Genomic DNA, 17,119 nt, shown 5'->3' on the forward strand with positions numbered 1-17,119 from the left:
GCGCTACATCATAATATATGGCTGTACATCTATCTGAATTGAGATAGAATCTTTTTTTGCTGATTGGTAATCATTTAAAATTGATTTTAGAAGAGGTTTTAATCCATCTTCTTTTTTGTATTTTATCAAACATTGGTACCGATATCTATTCTGTATCCGGGCAATCGGCGATGCTACTGGGCCAAGTATTACTGCTTGGTCAGAGAGTTTTTGTTTTAATAAAGCACTGATTTCTTCACTGACAGAAACGACCTTAAGAACATTTTCATGACTGATGGTAATAAGTGCGATGAAATAAAAAGGAGGGTACTGGCCCATTTTTCTCATGCTCATTTCCTGATTATAAAATGGCTCAAATTGCTGATTTTTTGCCAATTCTATGGAAAAATGTTCAGGTGTATAGGTTTGAATAATGACTTCTCCTTCTTTTTCATGTCTTCCTGCCCGCCCGCTCACCTGTGTCAGCAGTTGAAAAGTTTTTTCTGCTGAACGGAAGTCAGGGAGATGCAGCATAGTATCAGCACTTAAAACACCGACCAATGTAATATTGGGAAAGTCTAAACCTTTTGCGATCATTTGTGTTCCCAGCAAAATATCCGCATGGCCTTCTCCAAATTCTGTTAGAAGCTTTTCATGCGAACCTTTTCTGGAAGTTGTATCAACATCCATTCTGATCACTCTGGCTTCAGGCAGCAGTTTCGTTAATTCTTCTTGTACTTTTTGCGTCCCCGTTCCAAAGTAGCGGATATGTTCACTTTGACATTCAGGACATGTAACAGGTACGCGCTCCTCATGGCCGCAGTAATGACATTTCATGCCTTCATTTTGCCTGTGATAGGTCATGGATACTTCACAGTGAGGACATTGCATCACGTAGCCGCAGTCTCTGCACATAATGAAGGAGGAATGTCCCCTGCGGTTTAGAAACAGGACGGTCTGTTCTTGTCTTTCAATTCGTGTTTTAAGCTGCTCTAACAGTTCTCTTGAAAACATCGACCTGTTTCCTTCACGCAGCTCTTCTCTCATATCAACAACAGCAACGTTTGGCATCGGTTGATCATTCATTCGTTTCGATAGCGTCAGAAGTTTATAATTGCCTTTTTGAGCGCGTGCAAAAGATTCCAAAGAAGGTGTTGCACTTCCTAAAATAACAGGACAACCATGTCTTTTAGCCCGTTCAATTGCTACATCCCTCGCATGATAACGCGGGGTATCTTCCTGTTTATAGCTTGATTCGTGTTCCTCATCAATGATAATGACGCCTAATTTCTCAAACGGGGCATATACAGCTGAACGCGCGCCTACTACCACATTGACTTCTTTCCGATGGATTTTGCGCCATTCATCATATTTCTCTCCAACCGACAATCCGCTGTGCATGACAGCCACCTGATCTCCAAATCTTCCTTTGAACCTCTCCACCATTTGCGGCGTTAAAGAAATCTCCGGTACCAGCATGATTGCCTGCCGGTTCTGAGTAAGAATTCGTTCGATTGTCTGAAGATAGATCTCTGTTTTTCCACTTCCCGTAACGCCATGAAGCAAAAATGTATCATGGCTGTAATCATTCACTTTTTCTAAGATAGGTGAGATAGCCTCTCTTTGCTCTTTTGTCAACTTGTGAGAAGTGGTTTTTTTAAATACTCTGTGCTCAAAAGGGTCACGGTATACTTCCTGAAACGATTCCTCTAAATACCCTCTGTCAATCATGGCTTTAATTGTAGCGGAAGAAGCATCTGCAGCTTTTTTTACACCCTGAACGCTCATGGATGATTCATTCGTATCTGTCAGGAGTCTGAGAATGTTTTTCTGCTTTTCTGCCTGCTTAGGCAAATGGACAATCAAATCCTCGGCTTCTTTTTTTGTGATGGCTAATGAAACCATGCGTTCTTTTTTTTTGCCGGTTTTTCCTTTCACCACATAACGAAGCTCCATTTTCCCTGCAGTTACGAGCTCCTGTAAATTTTTCAGCATTCCTTTTTCTACAGCAGTCTTCCAGGTTAAACTGCCATCTTTACTTAAAACCTCCGAAACAACCGGTGGCAGGGATGTCCTGTCAACTATTGTTTGAAATTCTTTATCGTATTTTGCTTTCATCGCTGCAGGAAGCATCACCTGAAGGGCGGAGATCCGGAAGCAAAGCGTTTCATCGGACAGCCACTTGGAAAGTGATAGCAGTTCATCATTTAATACTGGGACTATATCAAGTACTTCCTCAACCTTTTTTAAATTTTTAAAAGTGGAGTCATTTTTAAATCCCACAACAAAACCCTGAATTTTTCTGGGGCCGAATGGGACCACAACCCTCATACCCTCTTGAATAATCCCCTGTAATGAAACCGGCACTTCATAATCAAAAGGTCTGTCGGTTTGCTTGGCTGGAACATCAACAATAACGCAGGCTATCATAACAAATCCTGTCCCTGAACCTTTTGCTTTATAAGCTTATCAACTTCCAACAAAAGGGCTTCAGCGACTTTTTCTTTTGAGAGAAGCGGAAGTTCCTTTTTCGATCCGTCACGGTGATAGATCGTAACAATGTTTGTATCACCGCTAAAACCCGCTCCCTCTTGTTTAACATTGTTTGCTACGATAATATCCGCATTTTTATCCTGCAGCTTTTTCATCGCATAGTATTCAACATCCTGCGTTTCAGCAGCAAAACCAACAAGAATTTGATGCTCCTTTTCTTGACCCAGCGTTTTTAGGATATCAGCCGTGCGTTCAAACTCCATGACCATTGCCCCGTCTTTTTTCTTGATTTTCTCGGAGTGGTGTACAGCAGGCCGATAGTCTGCTACAGCAGCGCTTTTTATGATAATATCCATTTCACGATAGTGTTGCATGACTGCGATTTTCATTTCCTCTGCTGTTTCAATTTGAATGACATTAACTCCCGCAGGAGCTGGAATTGTAACCGGCCCTGACACCAATGTAACTTCTGCTCCAAGCTCCAATGCTTTTGCTGCAATTGCATAACCCATTTTGCCTGAAGAATGATTAGTAAAAAAACGGATAGGGTCCACATGCTCCCGGGTCGGACCGGCTGTAATTAATACCTTTTTATTTTGCAGCGGCTGTTTAGAAGGTTTAGTTAATTTATCCTGAACAAGGTTCACGATTTTTTCCGGCTCTTCAAGCCTTCCTTTGCCAATATATCCACAAGCCAGAAATCCTTCTGATGGCTCGATAAAACGATGGCCAAATGTGTGAAGTGTCTCAATGTTCTTCTTCACGGCCGGATGATCATACATATGCACGTTCATAGCAGGTGCGATCCAGACTGGTGCGGTTGCTGCCAGAAGGGTTGTAGTCACCATATCATCAGCAATTCCATTTGCCAGTTTACCTATGGTATTGGCCGTCGCTGGTGCCACAATAATTAAATCCGCCCAGTCAGCCAGATCGATATGAGCTATTTTCGCAGAATCTTTTTCATCAAAAGTGTCAAAGTACACATCATTTCTGGACATAGCTTGAAACGTTAAGGGTGTTACAAATTCCATTGCGCTTGCTGTCATCATCACCTTAACATTAAAGTTTGCCTGGCTTAGTTTACTGGTCAGGGCTGCGGCTTTATAAACCGCAATCCCCCCTGTAACACATAACAATATATTTTTCTTGTCCAAAAAACCCATCTCCCCTGTTCATCATTCAATGCCTTTATTATGAAGGAAAATAGTTTGATTTTCACTTTTTATGCAAAAGAAAAAACAACCCGGAGGCTGTTATTTTTCATCTTCGTATTCAATTCCTTCTACAGGTGTTTTCATTAACAGGTGGCCTGCTGCAATTTCTTCCAGAGCCTGCCCTACGAATTTAATGGAATAGTAGGAATTAAGTGTTCCTTTTTCCCCTTTTTCCTGCATATTGCGCGCGCGTTTTGCCGCGACACTCACTAGTGAATATTTTGAATCAATGTTCTTTCTTAAAGCATCAGACGATGGATATAACATATTACTCAACCTCCAGCATTTTTTTATAACGAGCTTCCACTCTGTCACGGCGTAAATGTTCTGCTAATACAATAGCATGAATTCTTTCACAAGCTAATGTAACATGGTCATTCTCTACAACATAGTCATACAAATTCATCATTTCAAGCTCTTTTCTTGCTGTTTCAACACGGTCAGCAATGATATCGTCCGTTTCAGTGCCTCTGTGGACAAGACGATTTTGCAATTCTGACAGACTTGGCGGTGCCAAAAAGATAAATAATCCTTCTGGAAATTTATCGCGGATCTGTTTGGCACCCTGTACTTCAATTTCTAAAAAAACATCTCTTCCGTCGTTGATCGTTTCTCTTACATAATCAACTGGAGTGCCATAATAATTGCCAACATATTCTGCATATTCAAGAAGCTTATCTTGAGAGATCAGCGTCTCAAAGTCTTCCCTTGATTTAAAGAAGTAGTCGATTCCATCGATTTCCCCTTCACGAGGCAGTCTTGTCGTCATAGATATTGAATATTCATAGGTGGTACGGGGATCTGAAAATAATTCTTTCCTTACCGTCCCCTTTCCCACACCGGAGGGACCAGATAATACAATAAGCAAACCTTTTTCTTTCATAATTAACCTTCTTCCTGCCCTTCATCTTTATCAGTAAACCGCGATGCCACCGTTTCCGGCTGCACAGCAACTAATATTACATGATCACTGTCCATAATCATTACAGCCCTTGTACGTCTGCCGTATGTGGCATCAATCAGCGTGCCACGCTCTCTTGCATCTTGAATCAGCCTTTTTACAGGTGCTGATTCAGGACTAATAATGGTAATAATCCGATTGGCAGAGACGATGTTTCCAAAACCAATATTAATTAATTTTATTGCCATCCATGACACTCCTTTAGCATTGCCTAGACCCTTACTCTATATTTTGCACTTGTTCTCGGATTTTTTCCAGCATTGATTTCATATCGACTACATGAGAAGTCAGCTTTGCGTCGTTGGCTTTTGAACCGATCGTATTAACTTCCCGGTTCATCTCCTGCGTAAGAAAATCCAGCCGTCTTCCAATTGGTTCCATCTGCAGGGAAGCATGTTCGAATTGAACCACATGACTTTCCAGTCTGGTGAATTCTTCAGTTACATCGGTTTTTTCTGCAAAAACAGCCACTTCGGTAAGCAGCCTGTTCTCATCAATGTGACCATCTGCAAATTCTTTTATTCTTTTTTCCAAGCGGTCTTTGTATTTCGCAACAATAGTTGGACTGATTTCTTTTGCATTATGTAGGCATTTCTTAAATGATTTTAATTGAAGGTGGAGGTCTTTTTCAAGTTCAATCCCCTCATATTTACGCATAGAATGTAAATGTTCAACAGCCTGTTTAAGTGCAGTCTGTATGTGCCCTTCCCATTCACTTGCTCCCGTCTGGGATTCTTCTAGAGTCGCAAATGCGGGATTAGACAAAAGATGCGTGAGTGATATTTCCTCGGTTAATTCAAATCGATCCTTTAATTCACTGGCAAATTTGTAATATAAGTCTACAAGCGGCCAGTCAACTGATAATTTTTGTTTGGCACCTTCATCACCTGTAATGGTTATAAAAACATCTACTTTCCCTCTTTTTATATACTGGCTGATCATTTTCTTTAACTGATCTTCTAATTGAAAATGCTGCCGCGGCATACGAATAGAGCATTCGAAGAAGCGATGGTTTACAGACTTGGCTTCAACCGTTATTCTTACATTCCCAATCTCCGTAACACCTCGTCCAAAACCAGTCATACTTATAACCATAGATCTATTTCACCTGCATTTCCTAAAATAAAACTGATCAAACAATTAGTCATTCATCATTCCATTATAGCACATTTCACACGCAATACGAAAAAAATGATAAGATGAAACAGAATGAATATAACGATTTTTGAAATGAGGGACCACCATGTCATTTGATGGACTATTTACAAGAGCCATGACAAACGAATTGCATCAGGCTTTAGATGGCGGCCGCATAAGCCGCATTCATCAGCCATTTAAAAATGAACTTCTTTTTGTTATTCGGGCAAAAGGCAAGAACCATAAGCTGCTGATCTCTGCTCATCCAACCTATTCCCGGATTCAGTTAACGAATGAACAATACGATAACCCAAGTGAACCTCCAATGTTCTGCATGCTTCTGCGCAAGCATTTAGAGGGTGCAATTATTGAATCGATCTATCAAAAAGAGATGGAACGGATTATTATTTTTGAAGTGAGGGGCAGAAACGAAATAGGCGATGTATCATACAAACAGCTTATCGTTGAAATTATGGGTCGCCATTCAAATATTACGCTTGTTGATAAAGAGAGAAAAATGATTTTAGACAGCATTAAGCATTTATCTCCTGCGGTTAACCGTGCGAGAACGATTATGCCGGGAGCTCCTTTTGAGTGGCCGCCCAAGCAGGATAAACTAAACCCTTTTGCAACGGATAAAGATACTTTTCTGCAGCAAATAGACTGGAACAGCGGCAGAACCGACAAGCAGCTGGTAGACCGGTTCAGCGGACTGTCTCCCTTATTTGCCAAAGATGTTGCTGCAAGAGCCGGATTATTGACAAAAGAAGCAGTATCCACCTCATTCTTTCAGTTAATCGAAAACTTAAGACAGCATATGTATCAGCCTTCTTTCATTCAGCATGAGGGGAAGGATTATTATTATCTGATGCCGCTGGAACAGTTTCCAGGGGCAAAAATGACACACTTTTCTACATTAAGTTTGATGCTGGACCGATATTTTTTTGGCAAAGCAGAACGTGATCGGGTAAAACAACAAGGGCATGATCTTGAACGCTTTATCAGAAATGAAAGAGACAAAAATTTATCTAAAATTAAAAAACTGGATAAAACACTCGAACAGGCAAATAACGGAGATAAGTTCCAATTGCATGGCGAGCTGCTGACTGCCAATCTTTTCGCTGTAAAAAAGGGCATGAAAGAAATTCAGGTGCAAAATTATTATGATGAAAATAACGAAACAGTAGTCATTTCTCTTGACCCAAGGAAATCTCCATCTGAAAATGCCCAGCGCTATTTTACAAAGTATCAAAAAGCCAAAAACGCTATTATTGCAGTGGAACATGAGATTGATAAAGCGAAAGAAGAAGTGGTTTATTTTGAGCAGCTTTTACAGCAGCTTGAAGCGGCATCCACCTCTGATATAGAAGAAATCCGGGAAGAGCTTGCAGAGGAAGGATATATAAAAGCCAAAATAACCAAGAAGAAAAAACCGAAGGCTGCAAAGCCAAAGCTTGAAGAATATGAATCTTCAACCGGGACACTGATTCTTGTCGGCAAAAACAATAAACAAAATGACTTTTTAACAAACCGGCTGGCAGCCCGCGATGACCTTTGGTTCCATACAAAAGATATTCCCGGCTCCCATGTGGTGATTAAAGAACAGGATCCTTCAAATGAAACGATACTGGAAGCCGCGTCCATCGCTGCTTATTACAGCAAAGCGCGGGCTTCAAGCTCTGTGCCGGTTGATTACACCAGGATACGGCATGTAAAAAAACCAAGCGGTGCAAAACCGGGATATGTCATTTATGATCATCAGGAAACAGTATTTGTTACACCAACAGAAGATTTAATTTTAAAACTTAAAAAATAATAAATAAAGAGGATTTCCCAACACACTGACGATTGGGAAATCCTTTTTTTATATACTTTTCTGCCACTCTCTTAAACTGTTCAAATCTTCTTCTTTTACATAACCCAGCTCTGCAGCCTGTGAAATTAATGTATCGTAATCGGTTAATGAATAATTAGTAATCCCGGCTTCCTGCAGCGCTTTTTCCGCTTTCGGTAGACCGTATGTAAAAATAGAGGCAATGCCGACTACATCACAGCCGGCTGCGTTTAATGCCTTAGCCGCTTCCAAGCTGCTGCCTCCGGTGGAGATTAAATCTTCAATTACTACTACCTTCTGCCCCGCTTTTGCCAGCCCTTCAATTTGATTCCCTTTGCCATGCTTTTTTGCAGAAGACCTGACATAGCACATTGGCAGGTCCAGTAAGTCGCTGACCCACGCTGCATGAGGAATACCTGCTGTCGCTGTTCCGGCAATTAACTCCGCTTCGGGAAAATATTCTTCTACCAGGGCAGCCAAACCATTTGCTACACTTTTTCTCACCTGAGGATAAGACATCGTTAGCCGGTTATCGCAATAAATTGGCGACTCTATCCCAGACGACCAGATAAATGGTTCCTCCGGCCGTAAATGAACCGCTTTAATTTCAAGAAGGCTTTTAGCGATTTGCTTTTTCATGCCACGCACTCTCCCATTCGTTTTTTATTCTTACATACGTTTTCACCGGGTTTTCACTCGAGGTAATAGCCCGTCCTACGACAATCGCGCTGGCACCATTGAGAAATGCCTGTTTCGGCGTCGAAATTCTTGCTTGATCGTGGGCGTTGCCTCCCTCAAGCCGGATGCCTGGTGTAACCCGCAAAAATTCCCCGGAAATTTCGTCGTGAATACGCTGTGATTCCAAAGAAGAGCATACCACCCCATCCAGGCCGGAATCGTAGGCCAGACCGGCATAGTGCAGAACAGCTTCATCCATTGATAAAGGAATTTTTTGTTCATCATGGAGCATTGCTAAAGATGTAGATGTCAGCTGGGTAACCGCGATCAGCTTGGCCCGATCTGCTGAAGAAGTTCCTGATATAAGACCCTCCATTGCCTCTTCCATCATTCTTTTGCCGCCTGCTGCGTGAACATTAACCATATCAATGCCAAGAGAAGCGAGCCCTTTCATCGCTTTTTTGACCGTTGTGGGAATATCATGAAGTTTTAAGTCCAGAAATATTTTGTGATTCTTTTTTTGGATGGCTTCAATGACAGCCGGACCGTTTTGTAAATACAACTCCATGCCGACTTTTACATACAGAGGTTCGTCAAACTGGTGCAAAAATTGTTCCACCTCATGTATTGATGCAAAATCAAGTGCGATAATTGGCTGTTTCTCCAACTGACATCCAGCTCCTTCCCTTAAGTTCATGGATATGATCGATTTGCCACTCCTTTAGTAAAGCCTGAAGGTTTTGAATGATGGTCGGACAAACAAGCGGATCAACAAAGTTTGCCGTCCCGACTGCCACCGCGCTCGCTCCTGCAGAAATGAAATCAATCACGTCATATTCGTTTTGAACTCCGCCCATAGCAATGATTGGCAGCGAAGTTTTCTGGCTGACTTCAAACACCATTCGCAGCGCTACCGGTTTAATAGCAGGTCCAGAAAGCCCCCCTGTTTTATTCGCAATAACAGGTTTCCCTGTCCTGCTGTCAAGTCTCATCCCTACTAAAGTGTTAATCATCGTCAATCCGTCGGCGCCTCCGTCTTCCACCGCTAATGCCATTTTGCTTATATCACTGACATTGGGTGAAAGCTTAACATAGACAGGAACCTTTGAAACTGATTTAACTCTTTCAGTTAATTCTTTTGCAACAGCAGGATCAGTCCCGAAGGCAATTCCTCCATCTTTTACATTGGGACATGAGATATTCAGCTCAAGTGCATGGACATTTGGAGCACCCGATATTCTTTCAGCTACTTCCACATAGTCTTCAACGGTGGACCCAGCTACATTCGCAATAATCGGTACATCGTATTGTTCCAGCCATTTTAATTCATGTTCCATCACATGAGACAGGCCCGGATTTTGCAATCCAATGGCATTTAACATCCCCGAAGCTGTTTCAGCAACACGCGGTGTTGCGTTGCCGAACCTCGTTTCTCTTGTTGTAGCTTTAATCATGATGGCTCCGAGCTCGCTCAAATCATAAAATTGACTGTACTCCTTGCCGAAGCCAAAGCAGCCCGATGCCGGCATAATTGGATTTTTAAGAGAAAGCCCCGGAAGCTCAATCGCTAAACGACTCACAATACCACCTCCCCACTTCGAAATACCGGTCCATCGCTGCAGACTTTTTTATACAAAAGACCTGTGTCATCCCCCTGAACATGGCAAACACATGCCAGACATGCACCAATGCCGCACCCCATCCGCTGCTCCATTGATATAAATCCAGGCGTGTGGTCCAACATATTTTCTACTGCCTTTAGCATGGGAGTAGGTCCGCATGTAAAGTAAGCATCTGGTTCAAACGAATGATCTTTTATCACATCTGTTACAAACCCTTTTGTCCCTTCTGACCCATCTGCAGTAGCAATATAGGTCTCTCCCAACTGTTCGAACTCATGCTTGTAAAATACTGCACTTTGCTGCTGAAATCCCAAAACATGTGTGACTTTTACACCTTTTGTTTTTAAGCGTTTGGATAATTCAAAAAGAGGAGGCACTCCGATTCCCCCGCCAATGAGCAGCGCTTTTTCACCCTCACGCAATTCATCAACCGGAAAACCGCTGCCGAGTGGACCCATTACATTTATTTCTGAGCCCTTAACGAGATTTGACAGCACTTTTGTTCCGCCGCCTGAAACCCGGTAAAGCATTGTGAATTGCTCAAGCAGCGGATCGATTGAACAAATACTGATTGGTCTCCTAAGCAAAGGATCACTTCCTGCAGTTACCTTTACATGCACAAATTGTCCTGGAGAGCTCATATGTCTGACAAGAGACCCCTGCAGAGTCAGCTCATAAACATCTTCTGCAATTGATTGATGGGAAACGATCATCATATTTTGCTGTTTTATCATATAGAGACCTTCTCCTTATTTGGTAAAGTCATAGGATCCATGGCAAAGTTCATTGATTCAAATACCCGTACCATTGCCTCTGCTGTATCAAGTGAAGTCAAACATGGAATGCTGTTTTCAACGGATTCTCTTCTTATTCTAAATCCGTCTCTTGCAGGCTGTTTTCCTTTAGTCAGCGTATTGATCACGAGCTGAATTTCTCCTCCCTGTATAAAATCAAGAAGTGTTTTTTCACCTTGGCCAATTTTGTTTACTACTTCATACGGTATGCCAATTTCACTCAGTATTCCTGACGTTCCTTCAGTGGCAAGAATTTTATATCCTAATGCATGAAAACGTTTTGCCAAAACGGCTGCTTCCGGCTTGTCTTTATCGGCTACAGTTAAAAGAACTGATCCATGTTTTTTCATACTCATTCCAGCTGCTACTAATCCCTTATACAGCGCCTTTTCAAGGGTAGCATCTTTTCCCATGACTTCCCCTGTTGATTTCATTTCAGGTCCTAATGTAATATCAACCCGGCGTAATTTAGCAAAGGAAAACACAGGTACTTTTACAAATACCCCTTTACCCGGCTTAACCAGCCCCGTGCCAAAACCAAAGGAAGGAATAGAGTGGCCCAATATTGCTTTTGTTGCCAGATTAGCCATTGGCACACCGGTGATCTTGCTTAAGAAAGGAACCGTTCTGCTGGATCTTGGATTAACTTCAAGAACGTAAATTTGATCTTTCGAAATAACGTACTGAATATTTATTAATCCTTTAATGTTCAATCCTCTGGCAAGCTTTTCTGTATACAAGGCAAGCTGATTAATTTGATCATCGGTAAGGGACTGAGGAGGATAAACTGCAATCGAGTCTCCAGAATGAACTCCAGCCCGCTCTATATGCTCCATTATCCCCGGTATTAAGACGTTTTCCCCATCTGAGATGGCATCGACTTCAATCTCTTTTCCCGTTAAATAACGATCTATTAATACCGGGTGTTCCGGACTTGCTTTTACTGCGTTGGTCATGTATTGCTCTAATTCTTCTTTACGGTAAACAATTTCCATCGCTCTTCCGCCAAGAACGTAGGAAGGACGAACAAGCACAGGATACCCAATGGATTCAGCAATAATCAGCGCTTCCCTGGCTGAAACGGCTGTTTTTCCTTCCGGCTGAGGAATATCCAATTCATTTAGTGTGTGTTCGAATTTGTCCCTGTTTTCTGCCCGGTCTAAATCCTCAAGGCTTGTACCAAGTATCTTTACGCCCCGTTCAACCAGTTTGTCCGCCAGGTTAATCGCAGTTTGTCCGCCAAACTGGACAATAACTCCTTCCGGCTGCTCAAGGTCCACAATATGCATCACATCTTCAATTGTCAGCGGTTCAAAGTACAGCTTATCTGAAATCGAAAAATCTGTTGAAACTGTCTCCGGATTATTGTTAATGATAATCGCTTCATAACCGGCTTCTTTGATTGCCCACACTGAATGGACAGTTGCATAGTCAAATTCAACGCCCTGGCCAATACGGATCGGACCTGAACCGAGTACAATCACCTTTTTTCGTTCACTGACGACGGACTCGTTTTCTTCTTCGTAGGTGCCGTAAAAGTAAGGGGTTGACGATTCAAATTCAGCCGCACAGGTATCTACCATTTTATATACAGGCAGGATGGATTCTTTTTTTCTTGTATCATATACTTCTTTTTCATCACAATTCCATAACCGGGCAATCGTAATATCAGAGAATCCCATCCGCTTCGCCTGTTTTAAAGTTTCATAATCTCTCGTTTGGGCAATATCTTTTTCGAATGCAACGATTTTTTCCATTTTATCAAGAAAAAAATAGTCGATTTTGCTCCACTCATGAATGTCTTCGACTGGCACTCCTCTTCTCAATGCTTCTCCTACATAGAAAAGTCTTTCGTCGCCGGCTTTTCTTATTCTTCTTTCGATCCATTCCGCCGTGAAAGAATCTGCTTGATCAAGCTCCAGATGATATACATCATTTTCTAGAGATCGTACTGCCTTAAGCAATGATTCTTCAATCGTCCGGCCGATCGCCATGATTTCTCCTGTTGCTTTCATTTGTGTTCCCAGATTTCGTTTAGCCGATTCAAATTTATCAAATGGCCATCTTGGAATTTTGGTCACTACATAATCTAACGCAGGCTCAAAGCAGGCATAAGATGTTCCGGTAACAGGATTCAGCATTTCATCTAATGTCAGACCTACTGCAATTTTTGCAGCAAGCTTTGCAATAGGATAGCCCGTTGCTTTTGATGCAAGAGCCGATGACCGGCTTACCCGCGGATTAACTTCGATAATGTAATACTGATAGCTGTGGGGGTCCAGTGCCAGCTGAACATTACAGCCGCCTTCAATCCCCAATTCTCTGATGATTTTTAGCGAGCAGTTTCTCAGCATTTGATATTCGCGGTCACTCAATGTTTGAGACGGAGCTACAACGATTGAATCACCAGTATGAATTCCAACCGGATCAATGTTTTCCATATTACATACTACAATGGCATGGTCACTGGCATCCCGCATTACTTCATATTCAATTTCTTTAAATCCCGCAATGCTTTTTTCAAGGAGGCATTGTGTCACTGGACTGTATTTCAGACCAGAAGAAACGATTTCTTTCAGCTCTTTATCATTATGACAAATTCCTCCTCCCGTACCACCGAGCGTAAACGCAGGACGAACGATCACGGGATAGCCAATTCTCTCAACGAAAGCTTTCGCTTCATCAAGATTATGAATAATATCACTGTCGGGTACAGGCTCTCCTAATTCATTCATCAATGTTCGAAATAAGTCACGGTCTTCAGCCTGCTGAATTGCGGAAAGCTTAGTTCCTAATATTTCTACGTCACATTCATCCAAAACGCCGGATTCTGAAAGTTCAACAGCCAGGTTAAGAGCCGTTTGCCCGCCTAAAGTAGGAAGTAAAGCGTCCGGGCGCTCTTTGCGAATGATCTGACTTATGAATTCTACCGTTAATGGTTCCATGTACACTTTATCTGCGATTTCAGTGTCCGTCATGATGGTAGCAGGGTTGGAGTTAACGAGAATGACTTTATAGCCTTCTTCCCTCAAAGCCAGGCAAGCCTGGGTGCCAGCGTAATCAAACTCCGCTGCCTGGCCGATAACGATCGGTCCTGATCCGATAACTAAAATAGTTTGTATATCTGTACGTTTAGGCATGTGCTGCTTCCTCCTTCAAGAACTGTTCCATCATTGTCATAAATTGGTCGAATAAACCGTTGGCATCCTCCGGACCGGGTGAAGCTTCCGGATGATACTGAACTGAAAACGCCGGCACTGTTTTATGTCTGAGCCCCTCCACAGTTCCATCGTTGAGTGCAACATGAGTGATTTCCAAAGAAGTTGCCAACAGCGATGCTGGATCTACTGTATATCCATGATTTTGAGCTGTTATATCAACTTTTCCTGAACTTAGTTCTTTTACAGGGTGATTTGATCCACGGTGACCGAACTTTAATTTAAACGTATCCGCTCCACACGCCAGAGCAAGGAGCTGGTGCCCAAGACAAATTCCAAACACCGGGACTTTTCCTAGAAGCTCATTCACCATTTGAATCGCTTCGGTTACATCCTTCGGATCCCCGGGACCATTTGACAGCATGACGCCATCGGGATGCAGAGAAAGAATGGAGGAAACGGATGTATTATACGGAACTACGATTACATCGCAATCACGGCGATTCAGCTCCCTCAAAATACCGTGTTTCATTCCAAAATCAACGAGCACTACCCGTTTCCCTCTCCCCGGGCTAGGATATGGAGTTGGTGTAGATACCTGCTGCACCTGATTTGTCGGCAAAGTACATGACTGCAGTGAATCAACTACATTTTGAACATCCACATCAAGCGCAGTAAGCTTTCCTTTTAATGTTCCATGCTGCCGAATCAGGCGTGTCAGCTTTCTCGTATCGATTCCGGCTAGACCTGGAATGTTTTTTTCTTTTAGCAGCTCATCTATCGTGAGCTCGCTTCTGAAGTTGGAAGGCAGATCAGTAGCTTCACGTACAATAAGTGCTTTTATTGATGGCTGGATTGATTCAAAATCATCTCGATTAATGCCGTAATTTCCGATGAGCGGGTAAGTTAATGCAACCATTTGACCGCAATAGGAAGGGTCAGATAAAATTTCCTGGTAACCGGTCATACCGGTATTAAAAACGACTTCCCCAACTGTATCCCCTTCACTGCCAAATCCTTCTCCTACAAACACGGTGCCGTCTTCTAAAATCAATTGTCTCTTCATTCTGATTGCTCCTTCCATGCAACTTTTCCATTTACAATCGTCATAACAGGCCAGCCCATCGTTTTCAAACCGTTAAACGGTGTGTTTTTTCCTTTGGACAGAAATTCATTTGCATCAATTCTTTTTTCCTTAGAAAGATCAAGCAGGACCAGATCAGCTGGCTGCCCAACCTGGATTGTGCCTGCATTTAATCCAAAGGTCTCAGCTGGTTTAATCGTCAGCCAGTCAATCAGCTGCGTCAGCGTCCATCGTTCTGTTTTTACAAACCGCGTATAAAGCAAAGGAAAAGCTGTTTCAAGCCCAACAATACCAAATGGGGCAAGTTTCATTCCTTCAGATTTTTCCTCCAGTGAGTGGGGGGCATGATCGGTTGCGATAAAATCAATGGTCCCGTCTTCCAGTCCGTCCAATAGTGCTTTATGATCTTCCAATGACCTGAGAGGAGGATTCATTTTATACATTGAATCGGGCTCAGTGATGTCCTGCTCATTCAGCAGCAGGTGATGCGGTGTTACTTCAGCTGTCACCCGGATACCTGCTTTTTTTGCGTCTCTGATTACACGGACAGATTCTTTTGTTGACACATGGCAGACATGGTAATGGCAGCCTGCCGCTTCAGCCAACAGCACATCCCGTGCAATTTGGACTGATTCACAAATCGAGGGAATACCCGGCAGCCCCAGTTCTTTTGATTTTTCTCCATCATGCATGCACCCTCCATGAATGAGCGTGTTATCCTCACAGTGGGCAACAATCGCCTTTCCTACACCAGCAGCTCTTTTCATTGCCTGGTACATCATATCAGCGCTTTGAACACCCACTCCATCATCCGTAAAAGCAAATATTCCCAGTTCATGGAGTGATTCCATATCCACTAAATTTTTGCCAAGCTGGCGTTCTGTAATTGACGCATAAGGAAGTACATTTACACTTGATGTTTGTTCGATGCGGCTGAACAAATCCTTGACGGTTTCAACCGTGTCCGGAACAGGACGGGTATTTGGCATTGCACATATTGTTGTAAATCCTCCCCGCGCAGCAGCAGCAGAACCTGTCTGAATAGTTTCTTTATGTTCTCCACCCGGTTCTCTGAGATGAACATGCACATCCACAAATCCCGGTGCCAGGAAAAATCCTTTTCCATCAATAACCTGCTCATAGTCACCGGTTGGATGTTCACCAATTTCAGCTATTTTTCCATCTTTAATCCCTACATAACCAAGCTCATTTTTTTCTGCATCGATCGTTGCGTTTTTAATTAACAAATTCATGTTTTAAAGCCTCCCTTTGTTGTAAAACAAACTGCAGCATTGCCATTCGGGTATATACGCCATTTGCCATTTGCTTAAAAATTCTTGACCGGCTGCATTCCACCAATTCATCTGCAATCTCAACTCCCCTGTTTACAGGAGCAGGATGCATTATGATACTTGACTGCTTCATTCTCTTTTCTCTTTCTGCATTCAGACCGTACAACCGGTGATATTCATTCTTAGAGAACGTCATCCCAAATGCATGCCTCTCATGCTGAACGCGCAGCATCATTAATACATCACTTGTTTCCACTGCCTGATCAAAATCTATGTATCTCCCTATTGCCAGCAAATCATCGTCCATCCATTCTTTAGGACCAGAAAATTGCACAAACGCTCCCAGTCTTTTTAACGCAATGGCGTTCGATCTTGCGACACGGCTGTGATGAATATCGCCTACAATGGTGACATTCAGCCCTTTAAATGATTTAAACTCCTGATAGATGGTTTGCAAATCAAGTAAGCACTGGGATGGATGATGCCCCATCCCGTCTCCGCCATTAATGATGGAAAGCTTAACCCGGCCTTCAAGCTGATCAAAAAAACGGTCTTCGCCGTGACGAATCACCACGACATCAAGTCCTACCGCCTCAAGTGTTTTAACGGTGTCATAAAGCGTTTCGCCTTTTTGAATCGAAGCGGTTTGTGCATCAAATGAAATTACATTCATGCCAAGCTTTCTTTCGGCCATCTCAAAGCTGCTTTTTGTGCGGGTGCTGTCTTCAAAAAACAAATTGGCAGCATAATAAGGGCGCGTCAATTGTTTTTGGCCCCTTCTAAATGCTTCAGCCGTCTCGATAAGATACATCATTTGCTCATTTGTTAAATCATCCATCGTTAAGATATGCACATTTTTACCTCCTTCGA

Annotated in this window: 15 protein-coding genes; 1 reads left to right on the forward strand and 14 read right to left on the reverse strand. The window is 42.6% G+C overall.

All coding sequences use genetic code 11. From position 1 onward, the window contains the following. Positions 1 to 3: 3 nt before the first annotated feature. From priA to E2R51_RS05055, 6 genes are all read right to left on the reverse strand, one after another. Positions 4 to 2,409 (reverse strand): primosomal protein N', encoded by a 2,406-nt coding sequence (gene priA, locus E2R51_RS05030; RefSeq protein WP_133375923.1) that lies wholly within the window; start codon positions 2,407 to 2,409, stop codon positions 4 to 6. Next, positions 2,406 to 3,629 carry a bifunctional phosphopantothenoylcysteine decarboxylase/phosphopantothenate--cysteine ligase CoaBC gene (gene coaBC, locus E2R51_RS05035; protein ID WP_240732957.1) on the reverse strand — a complete coding sequence of 408 codons (1,224 nt, stop codon included), beginning with the start codon at positions 3,627 to 3,629 and terminating at the stop codon, positions 2,406 to 2,408. Before coaBC ends, priA begins: the two co-directional genes overlap by 4 nt. A gap of 99 nt (positions 3,630 to 3,728) precedes the next feature. Beyond that, on the reverse strand, positions 3,729 to 3,956 hold the full coding sequence (gene rpoZ, locus E2R51_RS05040) for a DNA-directed RNA polymerase subunit omega (protein WP_133375925.1): 228 nt from the start codon (positions 3,954 to 3,956) through the stop codon (positions 3,729 to 3,731). Between the two features lies 1 nt (position 3,957). Beyond that, entirely contained in the window at positions 3,958 to 4,572 is a 615-nt protein-coding gene (gene gmk, locus E2R51_RS05045) for a guanylate kinase (protein WP_133375926.1), read from the reverse strand. Between the two features lie 2 nt (positions 4,573 to 4,574). Then, positions 4,575 to 4,838: an extracellular matrix/biofilm regulator RemA gene (remA, locus tag E2R51_RS05050; protein WP_133375927.1), complete on the reverse strand. Its 264-nt coding sequence runs from the start codon at positions 4,836 to 4,838 to the stop codon at positions 4,575 to 4,577. 31 nt (positions 4,839 to 4,869) lie between these two features. Continuing rightward, positions 4,870 to 5,745, reverse strand: coding sequence for a YicC/YloC family endoribonuclease (locus tag E2R51_RS05055; protein WP_240732958.1), 876 nt, complete (start codon positions 5,743 to 5,745; stop codon positions 4,870 to 4,872). A 148-nt stretch (positions 5,746 to 5,893) separates the two neighbouring features. Here E2R51_RS05055 and E2R51_RS05060 point away from each other — a divergent pair, with 148 nt between their 5' ends. Next, complete coding sequence (locus E2R51_RS05060; RefSeq protein ID WP_133375928.1) at positions 5,894 to 7,603, forward strand: Rqc2 family fibronectin-binding protein; 1,710 nt, start codon at positions 5,894 to 5,896, stop codon at positions 7,601 to 7,603. A gap of 48 nt (positions 7,604 to 7,651) precedes the next feature. On the opposite strand, the gene pyrE is transcribed toward E2R51_RS05060, so the two are convergent. Genes pyrE through E2R51_RS05100 form a run of 8 tightly spaced genes read right to left on the reverse strand, consistent with a single transcriptional unit; the run spans position 7,652 to position 17,087 of the window. Further along, positions 7,652 to 8,260, reverse strand: a complete 609-nt coding sequence (pyrE, locus tag E2R51_RS05065; RefSeq protein WP_133375929.1) for an orotate phosphoribosyltransferase — start codon at positions 8,258 to 8,260, stop codon at positions 7,652 to 7,654. Further along, positions 8,241 to 8,966 (reverse strand): orotidine-5'-phosphate decarboxylase, encoded by a 726-nt coding sequence (gene pyrF, locus E2R51_RS05070; RefSeq protein WP_133375930.1) that lies wholly within the window; start codon positions 8,964 to 8,966, stop codon positions 8,241 to 8,243. The genes pyrE and pyrF overlap by 20 nt, the downstream gene beginning before the upstream one ends. Beyond that, the gene (locus tag E2R51_RS05075) at positions 8,938 to 9,879 is read right to left on the reverse strand and encodes a dihydroorotate dehydrogenase (RefSeq protein WP_133375931.1); all 942 of its coding nucleotides are present in this window, start codon (positions 9,877 to 9,879) and stop codon (positions 8,938 to 8,940) included. Before E2R51_RS05075 ends, pyrF begins: the two co-directional genes overlap by 29 nt. Then, entirely contained in the window at positions 9,876 to 10,655 is a 780-nt protein-coding gene (locus E2R51_RS05080; protein WP_133375932.1) for a dihydroorotate dehydrogenase electron transfer subunit, read from the reverse strand. Before E2R51_RS05080 ends, E2R51_RS05075 begins: the two co-directional genes overlap by 4 nt. Further along, entirely contained in the window at positions 10,652 to 13,855 is a 3,204-nt protein-coding gene (carB, locus tag E2R51_RS05085; protein ID WP_133375933.1) for a carbamoyl-phosphate synthase large subunit, read from the reverse strand. Before carB ends, E2R51_RS05080 begins: the two co-directional genes overlap by 4 nt. Then, positions 13,848 to 14,939 carry a carbamoyl phosphate synthase small subunit gene (locus tag E2R51_RS05090; RefSeq protein ID WP_133375934.1) on the reverse strand — a complete coding sequence of 364 codons (1,092 nt, stop codon included), beginning with the start codon at positions 14,937 to 14,939 and terminating at the stop codon, positions 13,848 to 13,850. Before E2R51_RS05090 ends, carB begins: the two co-directional genes overlap by 8 nt. Next, on the reverse strand, positions 14,936 to 16,210 hold the full coding sequence (locus tag E2R51_RS05095; RefSeq protein WP_133375935.1) for a dihydroorotase: 1,275 nt from the start codon (positions 16,208 to 16,210) through the stop codon (positions 14,936 to 14,938). Before E2R51_RS05095 ends, E2R51_RS05090 begins: the two co-directional genes overlap by 4 nt. After that, positions 16,194 to 17,087, reverse strand: a complete 894-nt coding sequence (locus tag E2R51_RS05100; protein WP_133376334.1) for an aspartate carbamoyltransferase catalytic subunit — start codon at positions 17,085 to 17,087, stop codon at positions 16,194 to 16,196. The genes E2R51_RS05095 and E2R51_RS05100 overlap by 17 nt, the downstream gene beginning before the upstream one ends. Positions 17,088 to 17,119: the final 32 nt, after the last annotated feature.

The organism is Jeotgalibacillus sp. S-D1, from assembly GCF_004358665.1.
In the GTDB taxonomy this organism is placed as follows: Bacteria; Bacillota; Bacilli; order Bacillales; family Jeotgalibacillaceae; genus Jeotgalibacillus.

Bases quoted from the DNA above. Each gene is read 5' to 3' on its own strand.
- carB (WP_133375933.1), bottom strand. From the start codon at position 13,855: ATGCCTAAACGTACAGATATACAAACTATTTTAGTTATCGGATCAGGA.
- E2R51_RS05080 (WP_133375932.1), bottom strand. From the start codon at position 10,655: ATGATAAAACAGCAAAATATGATGATCGTTTCCCATCAATCAATTGCA.
- E2R51_RS05100 (WP_133376334.1), bottom strand. From the start codon at position 17,087: ATGGATGATTTAACAAATGAGCAAATGATGTATCTTATCGAGACGGCT.
- gmk (WP_133375926.1), bottom strand. From the start codon at position 4,572: ATGAAAGAAAAAGGTTTGCTTATTGTATTATCTGGTCCCTCCGGTGTG.
- E2R51_RS05090 (WP_133375934.1), bottom strand. From the start codon at position 14,939: ATGAAGAGACAATTGATTTTAGAAGACGGCACCGTGTTTGTAGGAGAA.
- rpoZ (WP_133375925.1), bottom strand. From the start codon at position 3,956: ATGTTATATCCATCGTCTGATGCTTTAAGAAAGAACATTGATTCAAAA.
- priA (WP_133375923.1), bottom strand. From the start codon at position 2,409: ATGATAGCCTGCGTTATTGTTGATGTTCCAGCCAAGCAAACCGACAGA.
- remA (WP_133375927.1), bottom strand. From the start codon at position 4,838: ATGGCAATAAAATTAATTAATATTGGTTTTGGAAACATCGTCTCTGCC.
- E2R51_RS05095 (WP_133375935.1), bottom strand. From the start codon at position 16,210: ATGAATTTGTTAATTAAAAACGCAACGATCGATGCAGAAAAAAATGAG.
- pyrE (WP_133375929.1), bottom strand. From the start codon at position 8,260: ATGAAAAAGCAAATCGCTAAAAGCCTTCTTGAAATTAAAGCGGTTCAT.
- E2R51_RS05060 (WP_133375928.1), top strand. From the start codon at position 5,894: ATGTCATTTGATGGACTATTTACAAGAGCCATGACAAACGAATTGCAT.
- E2R51_RS05055 (WP_240732958.1), bottom strand. From the start codon at position 5,745: ATGGTTATAAGTATGACTGGTTTTGGACGAGGTGTTACGGAGATTGGG.